General features: G+C 76.8%; 11 protein-coding genes and 1 pseudogene. 7 read left to right on the forward strand and 5 right to left on the reverse strand.

From position 1 onward, the window contains the following. Positions 1–5: 5 nt before the first annotated feature. From IE295_RS02080 to IE295_RS02090, 3 genes are read left to right on the forward strand one after another with little or no spacing between them, the layout of a single operon-like run. Positions 6–236 (forward strand): phosphopantetheine-binding protein, encoded by a 231-nt coding sequence (locus IE295_RS02080; RefSeq protein WP_086575018.1) that lies wholly within the window; start codon positions 6–8, stop codon positions 234–236. Continuing rightward, the gene (locus IE295_RS02085; protein WP_190061659.1) at positions 233–4,225 is read left to right on the forward strand and encodes a non-ribosomal peptide synthetase; all 3,993 of its coding nucleotides are present in this window, start codon (positions 233–235) and stop codon (positions 4,223–4,225) included. Before IE295_RS02080 ends, IE295_RS02085 begins: the two co-directional genes overlap by 4 nt. Continuing rightward, positions 4,219–4,914 carry a 4'-phosphopantetheinyl transferase family protein gene (locus tag IE295_RS02090; protein ID WP_190061660.1) on the forward strand — a complete coding sequence of 232 codons (696 nt, stop codon included), beginning with the start codon at positions 4,219–4,221 and terminating at the stop codon, positions 4,912–4,914. The genes IE295_RS02085 and IE295_RS02090 overlap by 7 nt, the downstream gene beginning before the upstream one ends. On the opposite strand, the gene IE295_RS02095 is transcribed toward IE295_RS02090, so the two are convergent. After that, the gene (locus IE295_RS02095) at positions 4,911–6,416 is read right to left on the reverse strand and encodes an alpha/beta fold hydrolase (RefSeq protein WP_190061661.1); all 1,506 of its coding nucleotides are present in this window, start codon (positions 6,414–6,416) and stop codon (positions 4,911–4,913) included. The genes IE295_RS02090 and IE295_RS02095 overlap by 4 nt on opposite strands. Before the next feature lie 97 nt (positions 6,417–6,513). Between IE295_RS02095 and IE295_RS02100 the strand changes: the two genes are divergently transcribed. Then, the gene (locus IE295_RS02100) at positions 6,514–7,473 is read left to right on the forward strand and encodes a helix-turn-helix domain-containing protein (protein ID WP_372478793.1); all 960 of its coding nucleotides are present in this window, start codon (positions 6,514–6,516) and stop codon (positions 7,471–7,473) included. Here IE295_RS02100 and IE295_RS02105 read toward each other — a convergent pair. Continuing rightward, positions 7,454–7,831 (reverse strand): annotated as a pseudogene (locus tag IE295_RS02105) (LuxR C-terminal-related transcriptional regulator); the annotation flags it as partial. The gene IE295_RS02100 and the pseudogene IE295_RS02105 overlap by 20 nt on opposite strands. Next, positions 7,832–8,995, reverse strand: coding sequence for an acyltransferase family protein (locus tag IE295_RS02110; RefSeq protein ID WP_224322963.1), 1,164 nt, complete (start codon positions 8,993–8,995; stop codon positions 7,832–7,834). A gap of 138 nt (positions 8,996–9,133) precedes the next feature. Here IE295_RS02110 and IE295_RS02115 point away from each other — a divergent pair, with 138 nt between their 5' ends. After that, entirely contained in the window at positions 9,134–9,661 is a 528-nt protein-coding gene (locus tag IE295_RS02115; RefSeq protein ID WP_190062364.1) for a GNAT family N-acetyltransferase, read from the forward strand. Between the two features lie 140 nt (positions 9,662–9,801). Continuing rightward, on the forward strand, positions 9,802–11,109 hold the full coding sequence (locus IE295_RS02120; protein WP_190061662.1) for an RCC1 domain-containing protein: 1,308 nt from the start codon (positions 9,802–9,804) through the stop codon (positions 11,107–11,109). Here the strand turns inward: IE295_RS02120 and IE295_RS02125 are convergent. Together IE295_RS02125 and IE295_RS02130 are read right to left on the reverse strand one after the other, a co-directional pair. Beyond that, a complete protein-coding gene (locus IE295_RS02125; protein ID WP_190061663.1) occupies positions 11,093–12,100 on the reverse strand; it encodes an MBL fold metallo-hydrolase in 1,008 nt (335 codons plus the stop codon). The genes IE295_RS02120 and IE295_RS02125 overlap by 17 nt on opposite strands. A gap of 82 nt (positions 12,101–12,182) precedes the next feature. Then, the gene (locus IE295_RS02130) at positions 12,183–13,391 is read right to left on the reverse strand and encodes an aminotransferase class I/II-fold pyridoxal phosphate-dependent enzyme (protein WP_190061664.1); all 1,209 of its coding nucleotides are present in this window, start codon (positions 13,389–13,391) and stop codon (positions 12,183–12,185) included. Positions 13,392–13,579: 188 nt separating this feature from the next. Between IE295_RS02130 and IE295_RS02135 the strand changes: the two genes are divergently transcribed. After that, positions 13,580–14,407 (forward strand): class I SAM-dependent methyltransferase, encoded by an 828-nt coding sequence (locus IE295_RS02135; protein WP_190061665.1) that lies wholly within the window; start codon positions 13,580–13,582, stop codon positions 14,405–14,407. Positions 14,408–14,414 lie beyond the last annotated feature (7 nt).

Below are 14,414 nucleotides of genomic sequence, written 5' to 3' on the forward strand. Positions count from 1 at the left end.
CCCCCATGGCCCTCACCCTGGAACAGATCCGCGCCGACGTCGCCGACGTGCTCGGCGAGGACCCCGCCGACATCCCCGACGACGAGAACCTCGTGGACTACGGCCTCGACTCCGTGCGCATCATGACCCTCGTCGAACGCTGGCGCCGGGACCACGGCACCGAGGTCACCTTCGTCGACCTCGCCGAGAAGCCGGCCATCGAGCAGTGGGCGCCCCTGCTGGGGGCACGGACATGACGGTCTCCGTACTGGGCCGGCCCGTCGGCGGCACCCCCACCCGGTCCTCCGGGGCGGGGCTGCCGCTGACGGGCGCCCAGTCGGGCATGTGGTACGCCCAGGCCCTCGACCCGGGCAGCCCCGCCCTCAACACCGCCGAGTACCTCGACATCCACGGCGACATCGACCCGGTGCTCTTCGCCGAGGCCCTGCACCGCACGGTCGGCGAGGCGGAGGCCCTGCGCGTGCGCCTGGTGGACACCCCCGCCGGGCCCCGGCAACTCCCCGTCGCCGTCCCGGCACCCGGCAGCGGCTTCCCCCTGCACACCGCCGACCTGCGGGAGCGGGGAGACGCCGGACGGGCCGTCGCCGCGGCGACGGCCTGGATGCGCGCCGACCTCGCCGTCCCCTTCGACCTGGCGGGCGGCCCCCTCTTCGCCCACGCCCTCTTCCGCGTCGGCGACCGGCGCTGGCTGTGGTACCAGCGCGTCCACCACGCCGTCCTCGACGGCTACGGCTACGCCCTCGTCGCCCGCCGCGTCGCCGAGGTCTACACCGCCCTCGCCACCGGCGGCGACGCGGGCCCCAGCCCCTTCGGCCGGCTCGCCGCGCTCGTCGAGGAGGACGCCGCCTACCGCGACTCCGCCACCTGCGAGCGCGACCGCGACCACTGGCGCCGGCACATGGCCGGCCGCCCCGCCGTCCCCACCCTCTCCGGCCGCGCCGCCCTGCCCTCCCGCACCACCGTGCGTCACACCGCGCACCTCGGCCCCGAGGCCGCCGCCCGGCTGCGGGAACTCGCCGCGTCCGTCCGCGCCACCTGGCCCGACGTGCTCTTCGCCGCCCAGGCCCTCTACCTCTCCCGCGCCACCGGCCGGCAGGACGTCGTCCTCGGCCTGCCCATGATGGGCCGCATGGGCTCCGTCGCCCTGCGCGTCCCCGGCATGGTGATGAACGTCCTGCCGCTGCGCCTGACCGTCACCCCCGACGCCACCTTCGCCGAGCTCACCCGCCAGGCCGACCTCGGCATCCGCGACGCCCGGCGCCACCAGCGCTACCGCTACGCCGACCTGCGCCGCGACCTCGGCCTCCTCGGCGAGGGCACGGCCCTCGTCGGGCCGCTGGTCAACGTCATGCCCTTCGACTACGGCCTGACCTTCGCCGGCGCCCGCTGCGACGCCCACAACCTCTCCGGCGGACCGGTCGACGACCTGACCGTCAACATCTACGACCGCGCCGACGGCTCCGGCCTGCGCATCGACTACGACGCCAACCCGGCGTCGTACGAGGACGGCGAGGTCGCCGCCCACCAGCACCGCTTCCTCGACCTGCTCACCCGCATCGCCGCCGGCGACCCGCACCGGCCGCTGTCCGAGCTCTGCCTCGCCACCGACGAGGAGCGCGAGCGGGAACTCACCGAGTTCAACGACACGGCGACCGATCTGCCCCCGACCACGCTGATCGGCCCCATCGAGGCCCGCGCCGCCCGCACCCCGCACGCGACCGCGCTCATCGCCGACGGGCGGAGCTGGACGTACGCCGAACTGAACACCCGGGCCAACCGGCTCGCCCGCCACCTCATCGGCCTCGGCGTGCGCCCCGGAGTCCTCGCGGCCGTCGCCCTGCCGCGCTCCGCCGACCTCGTCGTGGCGCTGCTGGCCGTCCTCAAGGCGGGCGGCGCCTATGTGCCGCTGGACGTCGAACACCCCCCGGCCCGCCTCGCGCTCGTCCTGGAGGACACCGCCCCGGCGTGCCTCCTGACGGACACCGCCACCCGCGCCGCGGCCCTGCCGGAGACGGACGTCCCGGCCGTCCTCCTGGACGACCCGGCGCTCGCCGCCGCGCTGGACCGGCAGCTGCCCACGGACCCCGGCCGCGCCCTCACCCCGCACCACCCCGCCTACGTCATCCACACCTCCGGCTCCACCGGCCGCCCCAAGGGCGTCGTCGTCCCGCACTCCGCGATCGACAACCGGCTGCGCTGGATGCAGGGCCAGTACGGCCTGACCGCCGGCGACCGGGTCCTGCACAAGACGCCCACCGGCTTCGACGTCTCGGTGTGGGAGCTGTTCTGGCCGCTGCGCGAGGGCGCCACCCTCGTGCTCGCCGGGCCCGGCGAGCACCGCGACCCGGCGGCCCTGGCCCGTACCGTCCGCGAACACGGCATCACCATCGCCCACTTCGTGCCCTCCGCGCTCGCACTGTTCCTGGACGAGGCGGACGGGGAACTCCCGCTGCGCGACGTCTTCGCCAGCGGCGAGACGCTGCCGCGCGCGCTCGCCGACCGCTTCCACGCCACGCTGCCCGGCACCGCGCTGCACAACCTCTACGGGCCCACCGAGGCGGCCGTCGACGTCTCCCACCACCGGTGCGAGCCGGGCGGGACGGGCCCCGTGCCCATCGGCCGGCCCGTCTGGAACACCCGGCTCCACGTCCTCGACGCCGCCCTGCAGCCGTGCCCGCCCGGCGTCACCGGCGAGCTGTACATCGCCGGCGCCCAGCTGGCCACCGGCTACCTGGGGCGGCCGGACCTGACCGCCGCCCGCTTCGTGCGCGACCCCTTCGGGGCGCCCGGCGAGCGCATGTACCGCACCGGCGACCTGGCCCGCCGGCGCGAGGACGGCGTCCTCGAGTACGCCGGCCGCGCCGACCGGCAGGTCAAGCTGCGCGGCCAGCGCATCGAACCCGGCGAGGTCGAGGCGGCCCTGACGGGGGATCCGCGCGTCGCCGCCGCGTGCGTCACGGTCCGCGAGGACCGCCCCGGCGACCGCCGCCTGGTCGCCCATGTGACTCCGGCCTCGGTGGATGCCGCCGCCGAGGCCGGTCCGCTCGATCCCCGGGCCCTGCGGGCCGCCCTCGCGGCCCGCCTGCCCGAGGCCATGGTGCCCAGCGCCGTCGTGGTGCTCGACGCCTTCCCGCTGGGCCCCAACGGCAAGCTCGACCGCGCGGCGCTGCCCGCGCCCGCCCCGGTCCTCGGCGACCGCCGCCCCGGCGACGCCCGGGAGGAGACCCTGGCCCGGCTCTTCGCGGACGTGCTCGGCCTCGAGCGGCCGCCCGGCGTGGACGACGGCTTCTTCGACCTGGGCGGCGACTCGCTCCTCGCCGCGCGCCTCGTCGCCCGCGTACGGGACGCGCTCGGCGCGGACCTCGACCTGGGCACGCTCTTCAGGGCCCCCACCCCGGCCGCCCTCGCCGCCCGGGTCGCCGCCGGGAGGACGGACGACGCGCTCGGCCCCCTGCTGCCGCTGCGCCGCACCGGCACGCGCACACCGCTGTTCGTCCTGCCGCCCGCGGTGGGCCTCGGCTGGTGCTACGCGGGCCTCACGGCCCGGCTCGGCGCCGAACAGCCGGTGTACGCCCTCCAGGCGCGCGGCCTCGCCGGCGACGCGCCGCCCGCCGCCGGCCTCGAGGAGATGGCCGCCGACTGCCTGGCCCGCATCCGCGAGGTCCGGCCGCACGGCCCCTACCGGCTGCTGGGCTGGTCCTTCGGCGGCAACCTCGCCCACGCCGTCGCCGTGCTGCTGCGGGACGCCGGCGAGAAGGTGGAACTGCTCGCGCTGCTGGACTCCTACCCCGGCGACGTATGGCGGGGCAGGCCCGCGCCGGCCGAGGCCGACGCGTTCGCGGAACTGCTGCGCATGGCGGGCGAGGAGCCCGCCGGGGACACCCCGGTGACCCGGCGACAGATCGTGGCGGCCCTGCGCAAGGAGATCGGCACGCCGGCCGCCGCACTGCGGGAGGAGACCGTCGCCGCGATGGCCCGCGCCGCCGTCCACCACGCGGCGCTGACCCGGCGGCACCGGCCGGGCGTCTTCGACGGCGACGTCCTGTTCTTCACGGCCGCCTCGTCCGGGGGCGAGGACCGGCCGTCGCGGGACGCGTGGCGCCCGTACGTCGGCGGCGACCTGATCAACCGTGACCTGGACTGCCCGCACGCGGCGATGACCCGGCCCGGCCCCGTCGACGCGATCGCGGAGACGGTGGCCCGGTACCTGGGGGAGAGATGCTGACACACGCGGACGTGCGGCTGCTGGGCCGCGACGCGCTGCCCGGGCCGTGGCGCCCGGGCGGCACGGCCCCGCACGTCTGGCTGCTGCGCATACCCGACGGCGGCGCGCCCTGGCCCCAGGACGACCTGGACGCCGGGGAGCGGGCGCGGGCGGCCGGCTTCGTACGCCCCCTGCACCGCGACCGCTACGTCGCCTCCCACGCCGGGCTCCGCCGGCTCCTCGGCGCCTACCTGGCCACGCCGCCGGGCGCGGTGGAGCTGACCCGCGAGCCCTGCCCGGGCTGCGGCGAGCCCCACGGCCGGCCGGCGGTCGCCGGCTCCCCGGTGCACTTCAACCTCTCGCACGCGGGCGAACTCGCCCTCTTCGCCTTCGCGGACGCGCCGGTGGGCGCGGACGTCGAGCAGGTCCAGCCGCCGTCCGTCGTCGCCGAGGTGGCGCGGATGCTGCACCCGACGGAGACCGCCGAACTGGACGTCCTGCCCGAACACGCCCGCCCGGCCGCCTTCGCCCGGTGCTGGACCCGCAAGGAGGCCTACCTCAAGGGCACGGGCACCGGCCTCGCCGAAAGCCCCGCGGCCACCTACGTCGGCGCCGGCCCGGCCCCGGCCGCACCGCCCGGCTGGACCCTGACCGACATCGACGCGGGCCCGGGCTACGCGGCCGCGATAGCGGTGGCCGACGGGACCTAGCCCTCCAGGTGCCCCAGCACGGAGCGGACCGCCCGGTCCACGGCGTCGCGCGCCGCGTCGGTGTGGTCGAGCGTCTCGAAGCCGTGGTGGCCGAGCGGCACGTCGACCACCTCGACGGCGGCCTCGCAGCCGGCGGCCGCGGTCAGGAACTCCTCGATCGTGGCCGCGATCTCCGGGCGCTCCAGCTCCACCCGGGTCAGCACGAACGGCAGGCGGCCCGCGGCGGGCAGCGCCGCCGCCGGACGGAAGCGCGACGCGCCCATGCCCCAATTCGGCAGCGGCGCGAGGATCGGGTAGGTCGCCGCCACGCAGCGCAGCCACGGCGGGGGCGCGGAGAGCCAGTCCGCCGACAGCAGCCCGCCGCCGGAGAAGAACCACACCGCGACGCGGTCCGCGTCGACGCGCGGATCGGCCCGTACGAGCTCGACCGCCGCGGCGACGTCCTCGGCGGCGCGCCCATAGTCGGTGATGTCGTGCAGCCGGTGGTCCAGGGTCACGCCGACCGCTCCCAGGCTCGCCGTGTACCGGCCGTAGCCGACGAAGGCCGGCCAGTCGCGCGGTGCCGGCTCCACGCCGGCCGGGACCGGGCCGCCGTGGACGAACACCACCGCCGGACGGGGGCCGTCGGCGTCGGGCAGGTAGAGGTCGACGTGCCCCGTCCGCTCACGCGGCCGCTCGGGTACGTCGATGAGGAACGGCCGCTGGTGGGCGGCCGGCTCGCACGCCGTCGCGGCCAGCCGGTATCCCTCTCCTTCGGCGGCCCGGAGCAGGACGCCGGCCAGCTCGCCGGGGGTGGAGAGCATCGGCCAGTGCCCGGTGTGGAGTTCGAAGAAGCCCACCCGGGGGTCGGCGAGCGCCTGCAGGCGGGGGTCCCCGAGCCTCACCAGCGACTCGACCGTCTCGATGCTGGAGCCGTTGCCCGTGCACAGGATGCCGGTCGTCGGCAGCTGGGAGAGCGCCTCCGGCAGCCGGAGCGGCTGGGTGAGCGTGCCCGCCGGCTGCGGTGCGGCCAGCTCGGTCAGCCGTGCCAGCGCGTCGGCGGGGACGCCGGTGGTGCTGCCCCAGCGCTGCCACTCCTGCGCGGCCGGCGGGAGGATCCGCCAGTCGCCCTGTCCGCCCTGCCCGGCCGGGGCCGGCAGCCGGCCGGCGACCGCCGGGAGTTGCTGGAGGGCCGGGGCGCCGTCCTGGGGCATGACCGTGTCCAGGTAGACGATGCGGGAGACCCGCTCCGGGCGCCGGCCGACGGCGCCGAGCACCGGGTGGACGCCGTAGCAGTGCCCCACCAGCACCACCTCGGGCGCGTCCACCTCGTCGATCAGCCGCACCACGTCCTCGATGTGCGTCCCGAGGTCCGTGCCGGGCCCCGCCAGGTGGCGGCGCTCGCCCATGCCGGTGAGCGTCACCGGATGCGCCTCGGCCCCCGACTCCCGCAGCCGCGCGGCCACGTCGTCCCAGACCCAGCCGCCGGTGTGGGCGCCCGCCACCAGAATGAATGCCGTCATGAACCTCTCCTCGCTCGCCTCACGTCCGCGGGACTGCCGAACCGGCCGTCCGCGCTCGCCGGTACGGTAAGAACTCCTGCTGGGGGAGGTTCAAGTCGTGTCACCTGACGGAATGTGGAGCATCGGAGAGCTCGCCGAACACGCGGGCGTCACCGTCAAGACCGTCCGCTTCTACTCCGATCGAGGCCTGCTGCCCGAGGCGCGCCGCAGCGGCGGCGGCCACCGCCGGTACGGCCCCGAGGCCCTGGACCGGCTGCGCCTGATCCGCTCCCTGCGCACCCTGGACCTGCCGGTGGCGGACGTGAGCCTGATCCTCGACCGGGAGGACGCGCTGGAGGACGTCGTCGCGGACCGGCTGCGCGAGCTCGGCTCGCACCTGTCCGCCCTGCGCTGGCGGGAGGCCGCCCTCCGGCTGCTCCAGGACTGCACCCCGGCCGAGCGCGCCGAACGGCTGCGCCTGATCGGCGCGGTGACCTCCCCGCCCAGCACGGCCGCGCTGGCACGCTTCTGGCGGCGCTGGCTGCCCCCCAGGCTCCCGGCCCGGGTGGTCTCCGCCGTCCTCGAACGGTCGGTTCCGCAGCCTCCCGACGATCCCAGCCCGGCCCAGGTGCTGGCCTTCGCCCACCTGCACGCCCTCGTCACCGGCGACTGCGGCGGAGGCGACCACTGCCGGCCCGTGGTGCACCAACCCGACAGCGGATACCGTCCGGCCGTGCTCTACGACGGGCTCGTCGAGGCGTTCGCGCTGGCCTCGCCGCACCTGCTGGCACAGCGGTCACCGGGGCAGGGCGAGGCGCTCGACTGCTTCGTCGACGCCCATGCCCGCGCTAGCGGCGCCAAGGACACCCCCGCCTTCCGCCGCCGGCTCGGCGAGCAGCTCGCCACGGAGCCCCGCATCGACCGCTACTGGCAGCTCACCGCCGAGCTGACCGGCCCCTCGCGACCGACCCCCGGGGCCTGTCACGACTGGCTCCACGCCGCCCTGGACACCCAGACCGCCCGGTCCCGCCTGAACCGCCCGTCCCCGCCCGGGCGTTTCAGTAGCCCGCGGGCCTGACCAGACCCGTCTCGTACGCGAACACCGCCGCCTGCGTACGGTCGCGCAGCCCCAGCTTCATGAGGATCCGCCCCACATGGGTCTTCACCGTCTGCTCGGCCAGCACCAGACCCTCGGCCATCTCGCCGTTCGACAGGCCCTGGGCGATCAGGGACAGCACCTCGGTCTCCCGCTCCGTCAGGGCACCCACGCGGTCCTTGAGCGGGGCGCGCGGGGTGGAGCCCGTCATGCGGGAGAACTCGGCGATCAGCCGCTTGGTGATGTTCGGGGCCGGCAGGGCGTCACCGGCCGCCACCACCCGGACCGCCTCGGCGAGTTCCTCCGCCGAGGCGTCCTTCAGCAGGAAGCCCGACGCGCCCTAGGCACGCCGTGCCGTCGCCACCGGGGCGGGGCGTCCCTCGCGCACCACCGTGCTGCCGCCCCGCCTCCGCCCCTGCTCGAACCGGCGGAACACCGCCCAGCACCCCAGCAGTGCCACCGCGAACGCCGGCAGCCAGGCCAGCCGGGCGAGCGCCCAGCCGAAGCCGTCCGGGACGGTGTGCAGGCCGGGCAGGTCACCGCCCGCCGCCAGAGCGAGCGCGGTGACGCCCATCATGGCCGTCTGGTGCCAGAGGAAGACCGTCATCGCCGACAGGTTCACCAGGGCCACGGCCGCCCAGGCCGCCGGGCGCCGCAGCACCCGCCGCAGCGGGCCGAGCAGCAGCAGGGCCGCCCCGCACTGGGCGAGGCCGAAGGCGACGGCCGCGAGGGTGGGCGGGTTGAGGTTGGAGATCCGGGCGCCGGGCACCCCGACCATGGACGCCGGGTAGCCGGCCCACAGGACGAGCGCGGCGGTGGCGGCCGCGCCGCCGGCCAGCAGCGCCCAGCCCGTCGTACGGCCCGACAGGCGGCCGCGCGACCAGGCCGCGCCCAGGCAGTACGGCACCAGCCAGCCGGCCGCCACGTTGATCCACCCCAGCCACCCCGGCCCGCCCAGCGCGAACCGGGCGAGGTCGACGTGCAGGACCACGGCGAGCGGCCACAGCGGGTGCAGCCGGGCGACCAGGGGCGTCGCCGCCGTCAGCGCGGAGAACACCAGCAGGAACCACAGCGGCGAGAGCACCAGCTTGACCAGCGTGTGCACCGTGTCCGCTCCGACGCCCGACGCCAGCAGCGCGCCCGTCACCACGGCCCACACCGCCAGCACCGCGGCCACCGGCCGGAACAGCCGGGTCAGCCGGGCGCCGAGCCACCGCCCGTACGTCGTGCCCCGCGCACGGGCCGAGTGGTAACTGCCCGCCCCCACCTGACCGCCGACCAGGAAGAAGACGGCCAGCGTCTGGAAGAGCCAGGACACGGGGGTGAGTTCCGGCAGGTGCCGGAGCGGGCTGGCGCCGCGCAGCGTGCCGCCGTCGGCGACCAGGGCCGTCACCAGCCAGTGACCGAGCACCACGCCCAGGATGGCGGAGGCGCGCAGGGCGTCCACGGCCCGGTCGCGGCCGGGCGGCGTCGCGGAGTCGATCCGCCGGATGAGTTCACGCATGGCCGGATCGTGCGTCGCGCACGCCCCGGACCGCGTCGCACCGAAGAGCTCACTTGCGCGTGCTACCTGGGTATCACCGGTAGGGGGTACGAGCGGCAGGGGATGCGGCCGTGGGGGAGGGGGCAGGATGCCGGCATGGTGACCACCCTGCGAACGCCCCGACTGACGCTGCGCCGTTGGCGCGAGGACGACGTCGCCCCCATGGCGGCCATCAACGCCGACCCCGAGGTGATGCGCTGGGTCGGCGACGGGTCCGTGCACGACCGGGCCCGGACCGAGGCCGGGATCGCCGCGTGGGAGCGGGAGTGGGAGGAACGCGGCGTGGGGCCGTTCGCCGTCGAGGACCGCGGATCCGGCCGGCTGGCCGGCATGGCGGGCCTGTCCGTGCCCGCCTTCCTGCCGGAGATCCTGCCCGCCGTGGAGATCGGCTGGCGGTTCGGGCGGCCGTACTGGGGGCGGGGACTGGCCACCGAGGCGGCGCGCGCCGTGCTGGACTTCGCGCTGCGCGACCGCGGGCTGGCCAGAGTGGTCGGCGTGCACGCGGTGGGCAACGCCGCCTCCGCGGCGATCATGCGCAAGCTGGGCATGCGGCCCGAGCGCGAGACGACGCACCCGGCGTACGGGCTGCCCCTGTGCGTGCACGTCATCGAGACGCGCTGCTCATGACCGGGGCGCGCCGCGCGTGACCGGGGCGCCCCGCCGGGCGCCCGCGGCAGGCGGACTCACCCGTTCGGCCGCAGCGCAGGTGCCGGGGGCCGGGGCGGCCACCAGCGTGGAGGGCAGCGCGCCGCGATTCAGGAGGGCCCATGTCCGTGCACTTTGCCGAGCGGGAGTCGGGCGACCCGGCGGGCGACCCGTCCGGCGATCCGGCGTCGCCGCGCACCGCCGGGCCGCTGGCCGCCGCCGGGCTCGGCACCCACGGGCAGGTCCCCGGCATCCTCGAGGCGGCGCGGGACGAGGCCGTCCGGGCGATCGCCGCCGGCGACTACCACAGCCTGGCGGCGACCGACGGCGGCCGGCTCCTGGCCGCCGGGCTGGACGAGGACGGGCAGGTGACGGGCATCGTGGCCGCGGCGAGCGGCAAGCCCGTCGCCCTGGTGGCCGCCGGCAGCTTCCACAGCCTGGCCGTCGCCCGGGACGGCCGGCTCCTCGCCGCCGGCAAGGACCACAACGACCAGGTCTCCGGGATCCTCGCGGCGGCCAGGGACCGGCGGGTCACGGCGGCCGACGGCGGCACCGTGCACTCGGTGGCGGCGACCGACGAGGGCGAGCTGCTCGCGGCGGGGCACGACGGGGACGGCCAGGTGTCGGGAATCCTGGCGGCCGCCCGGGGGCGGCGGATCGCCGCCGTGGCCGCCGGGGACTTCCACACGCTGGCCGTGACCCAGGACGGCCGGCTGATCGCGGCCGGACGGGACGAGGACGGCCAGGTGTCGGGGATCCTGGCCGCCGCCCGCGACAAGAAGGTCGTCGCCGTCTCGGCCGCCGCCCTGCAGAGCCTGGCGCTGACCGACGACGGGCAGCTGCTGGCGGCGGGCCGGGACGGCAACAACCAGGTCTCGGGGCTGCTGAGGGAGGCCCAGGGCCGCCGGATCGGCGCCGTGGCGGCCGGCAGCCTGCACAGCCTGGCGGTGACCCTGGACGGAGAGCTGCTGGCCGCCGGGAAGGACGGGGACACCCAGGTCTCGGGCATCCTGGCGGCGGTCGCGGACCGGCACGTCACGCTGGTCGCGGCGGGCGGCTTCCACAGCCTGGCCGTGGTGTCCCCCGACGGGCCGAGGGGGCGCACGGTCGGCGCCGACTTCCGCCGGGCGGCGGGCCCGGACGGGGGGTGCTCACTGCGCCTGGTGCCCGGGCACGAGGGCCTCGACGGCCTCGTCGACGTGACCCTCGAGCTCGGCGGGGCGGCCCAGGAGTTCCGGGTCAGGGAGGGCGCGGCGGTACGGATGGTGGTGGAGGAGCGGGAGCGGGTGCTGGGGGAGGGGGCGCTGTACTTCACCTACGACGAGGCCACCGGCGTGGTCGGCGTCGACACCCGGGCCAGCCGCTTCCCCTCGCACCTGACGTGCACCTCGCACGGGGCGAACCGGTTCACGTTCACGTGGCACAAGTGAGCACCCGCGACGCCCCCACCGGCAGGTCCCACAGGTCCCCCCGGGGCCGCCCGGTCGCCTCCCAGGCCGCCCGCACCCGGCGCAGCGGCTCCAGCGGCGGCTCGGCGGACAGCAGGAACGTCGCCCAGTGCATGGGGGCCATCGCCCGGGCGCCGAGGTCCGCGCAGGCCCGCACGGCCTCCTCCGGGTCCGTGTGCACCGGCCCCAGCATCCAGCGCGGGTCGTACGCGCCGATGGGCAGCAGGGCCAGGTCGATGCCGGGGTAGCGCTCGCCGATGCGCTCGAACCAGTGGCCGTAGCCGGTGTCGCCCGCGAAGTACACCCGCCGCCCGTCCGGCGCGGTGATCACCCAGCCGCCCCACAGCGAGCGGCAGGTGTCGGTCAGGGTGCGCTTGCTCCAGTGGTGGGCCGGCACGAAGTCGAAGCGGACCGGCCCGGCCGGGCCGGGCAGCTCCACGGCCTCCCACCAGTCCAGCTCGGTGACGCGGGTGAAGCCCCGGCGGCGGGCCCAGGCGGCCAGGCCCGCCGGGAGCAGCAGGTGGGTGTCGCGGGGCAGCCGCTTGAGGGTGGGGGCGTCGAGGTGGTCGTAGTGGTTGTGGCTGATGACGACCGCGTCGACGCGGGGCAGGTTCTCCCACGGCACGCCGACCGGGGTCACCCGGGGCGGGGTGCCCAGGATCCGGCGCGACCAGACGGGGTCGGTCAGGACCGTCAGGCCCCCCGTGGCGACGACCCAGCTCGCGTGGCCCGCCCAGGTCACGGCCGTGGCGTCGGCGTCGACGCGGGGCAGCGGGCCCGGCTCGACCGGCAGGCCGGCCAGGTCCCGCAGCGACTCGGCGCTGGGCCGCAGCCGCCCCTCGCGCGCGAGCCGGGCCAGGGTTCTGACGCCCGGCAGCGGAGCGGTGAGGCGGTCGGTGAACGACCGGGGCCAGGTGCGGACCTCGCCGAGCGGACGGGGCTCCGCGAGGGGGCGCTCGGTCTGTTCGGTCATCTGGGGCTCCATTCGTGGGGAACCGGAACCTTCAGGGCGCGGCGCGGCGGGCGCGGCCGCGCGCTCCCCGACCGACGGTAGATCAGGAAACGGCCAGTTCACTGAACACCGTTCCAAAAGTGGACAACGCCTCCGCGACGTCCGGCCGCGCGAGGGGGTCCGGCGCGTCGAGGGCGCGCCGGCGCCCCTCCTCGGCGGCGCCGAGCAGCGGTGGCGTGGACAGCCGCACCCGCAGCGCGTCGGGGGCGTCGCCGAAGCGGTGGCCGCCCGGGACCAGGTGGCCGAGCGCCGCGCTCAGGTGGGCCTCCAGCTCGACGGAGTCGGTGATGCCGCGGGCGGCCAGGGCGTCGCGCTGCTCACCGAGGTCGGCGTAGAGGTGGGGGCCGGTTTGCGGCGGCCGGCACAGCACCCCGGCCGCGTCCAGCCGCTCGCGGGCGGCTGCGCCCAGGAGCCCGTACAGCCGGGCGGTGGCGGCGGTGCGCGCGCGGACGGGGCCGGGCTCGGCCAGCGCGTAGCGCGCGGCGGCGGCGACGGGCGGCGCCAGTTCCGCCCGCAGGGCCGTCAGGAGCGAGGTGGCGCGGGCGAGCAGGGCGGGGCCGGTGCCGCCGGAGGGGAAGCGGGCCACGGCGGCCGGCCAGGCCGCGGGGGTGAAGGGGCCCGCGAGGTCGGTGAGGACGACGACCCGGTCGGGGTACATCTCGGCGGGGCTGACGAAGACCGTCTCGTGCGGGTCGTGGAGGGTGTCGCGCCAGGTCTCGTCGCTGACGACCGTCAGCTCCTCGGCGGCCGCCGCCTCGCAGACCTCGTGCAGGATCTCGGGCGGCGCGACGGTGCCGGTGGTGTCGTCGGCGACGGACAGCACCAGGAAGCGCGGCCGCCCGCCCTCCGCGCGGATCCGCCGCACGGTCTCCAGCAGCGCGAACGGGTCGGGCACGCCGCCGCACTCGGCCGGCACGCCCACGTGGTAGGCCAGCCGCCCGGCCAGGCGGGCGAGCGGGCTGTAGGAGGCGGCGCAGGGCCGGGTCAGCAGCACCTCGCCGCCCGCCGAGGCGAACAGGGCCAGCAGCAGGGGCTGCGCGCCGGGGGAGGCGACGACCAGGCCGGGCTCGCACGGCAGGCCGCGCCGGGTCCAGTAGCCGCACGCGGCCGCGCGCAGCGCGGGCCCGCCGCCGACCGGCTCGGGGGCGGAGTCCGCGGCCGCCTCCGCCAGCCGTCCGGCGAGTTCCGGCAGCACGGGCAGTCCGCGCTCGGGGGCCGGGAGGGCGGAGAGCGCCGCAGTATCCCGCTGCATCCGCACGTACCTCCGTACCTCACCCGGGGTCTTGCGCCCACCTTCGCAGATCACGGCGCGCGGGGCCGGGCCGACACGGGCGGGCGGGTGAGGAGCCGTCCCGGATGGCAAGACGGGGCTCTCGCGATACGAGACGACGCGCGTACGGTGAAAGGCGCCTCACGTCACGACGGAGCGAAGGGACCACCATGCCCGAAGCGGGGAACGAACGGAAAGAGCAGGTGTACATCCACGGTCACCACGAGTCCGTGCTGCGCTCCCACGGCAGGCGCCGGGCCGCCGACTCGGCCGGCTACCTGCTGCCCGAGCTCAGGCCCCACCACCGGATCCTGGACATCGGCTGCGGCCCGGGCAGCATCACCGCCGACCTGGCGGCCCTGGTGCCCCAAGGCCGTGTGACCGGCCTCGACGCGGCCGAGGGGATCCTCGCCCGGGCCCGTGACGCGGCCCGCGAACGCGGCGTGGACAACGTCGACTTCACCACCGGCGACGTGGCCGCCCTCGACTTCCCCGACGGCTCGTTCGACGTCGTCCACGCCCACCAGGTGCTCCAGTACCTCGGCGACCCGGTCGCCGCCCTGCGCGAGATGCGCCGCGTGTGCCGCCCGGGCGGCGTCGTGGCCGTGCGCGACGTGGTCTTCACGGCCATGACCTGGTACCCGCGCGTGCCCGGCCTCGAGGACTGGCAGCGCCTCTACGTGCGCGTCGCCCGGGCCGGCGGCGGCGAGCCGGACGCCGGGAGCCGGCTGGTGTCCTGGGCCCGGCGGGCGGGGCTGGGCGACGTCACCGCCACGGCCGGCGCGTGGTGCTACACGGGGGAGGAACAACGCGCCTGGTGGAGCGGCGTATGGGCCGACCGCACGCTCTCCTCGGCGTTCGCCGGCCTCGCGGTCGGGGGAGGGCACACCGACCGGGCGGGCCTGGAGGCGATCGCGCGGGCCTGGCGGGAATGGGGCCGTCACGAGGACGCGTGGTTCTCGGTGCTCAACGGCGAACTGCTCTGCCGGGTCAACTAGCCTGGTT

It is taken from the genome of Streptomyces griseocarneus, assembly GCF_014655595.1.
In the GTDB taxonomy this organism is placed as follows: Bacteria; Actinomycetota; Actinomycetes; order Streptomycetales; family Streptomycetaceae; genus Streptomyces; species Streptomyces griseocarneus.

What these genes read in the sequence shown, in the direction of transcription:
- IE295_RS02125 (WP_190061663.1), bottom strand. Translation starts at nt 12,100, where the DNA reads ATGACCGAACAGACCGAGCGCCCCCTCGCGGAGCCCCGTCCGCTCGGC.
- IE295_RS02095 (WP_190061661.1), bottom strand. Translation starts at nt 6,416, where the DNA reads ATGACGGCATTCATTCTGGTGGCGGGCGCCCACACCGGCGGCTGGGTC.
- IE295_RS02080 (WP_086575018.1), top strand. Translation starts at nt 6, where the DNA reads ATGGCCCTCACCCTGGAACAGATCCGCGCCGACGTCGCCGACGTGCTC.
- IE295_RS02120 (WP_190061662.1), top strand. Translation starts at nt 9,802, where the DNA reads ATGTCCGTGCACTTTGCCGAGCGGGAGTCGGGCGACCCGGCGGGCGAC.
- IE295_RS02090 (WP_190061660.1), top strand. Translation starts at nt 4,219, where the DNA reads ATGCTGACACACGCGGACGTGCGGCTGCTGGGCCGCGACGCGCTGCCC.
- IE295_RS02135 (WP_190061665.1), top strand. Translation starts at nt 13,580, where the DNA reads ATGCCCGAAGCGGGGAACGAACGGAAAGAGCAGGTGTACATCCACGGT.
- IE295_RS02130 (WP_190061664.1), bottom strand. Translation starts at nt 13,391, where the DNA reads ATGCAGCGGGATACTGCGGCGCTCTCCGCCCTCCCGGCCCCCGAGCGC.
- IE295_RS02085 (WP_190061659.1), top strand. Translation starts at nt 233, where the DNA reads ATGACGGTCTCCGTACTGGGCCGGCCCGTCGGCGGCACCCCCACCCGG.
- IE295_RS02110 (WP_224322963.1), bottom strand. Translation starts at nt 8,995, where the DNA reads ATGCGTGAACTCATCCGGCGGATCGACTCCGCGACGCCGCCCGGCCGC.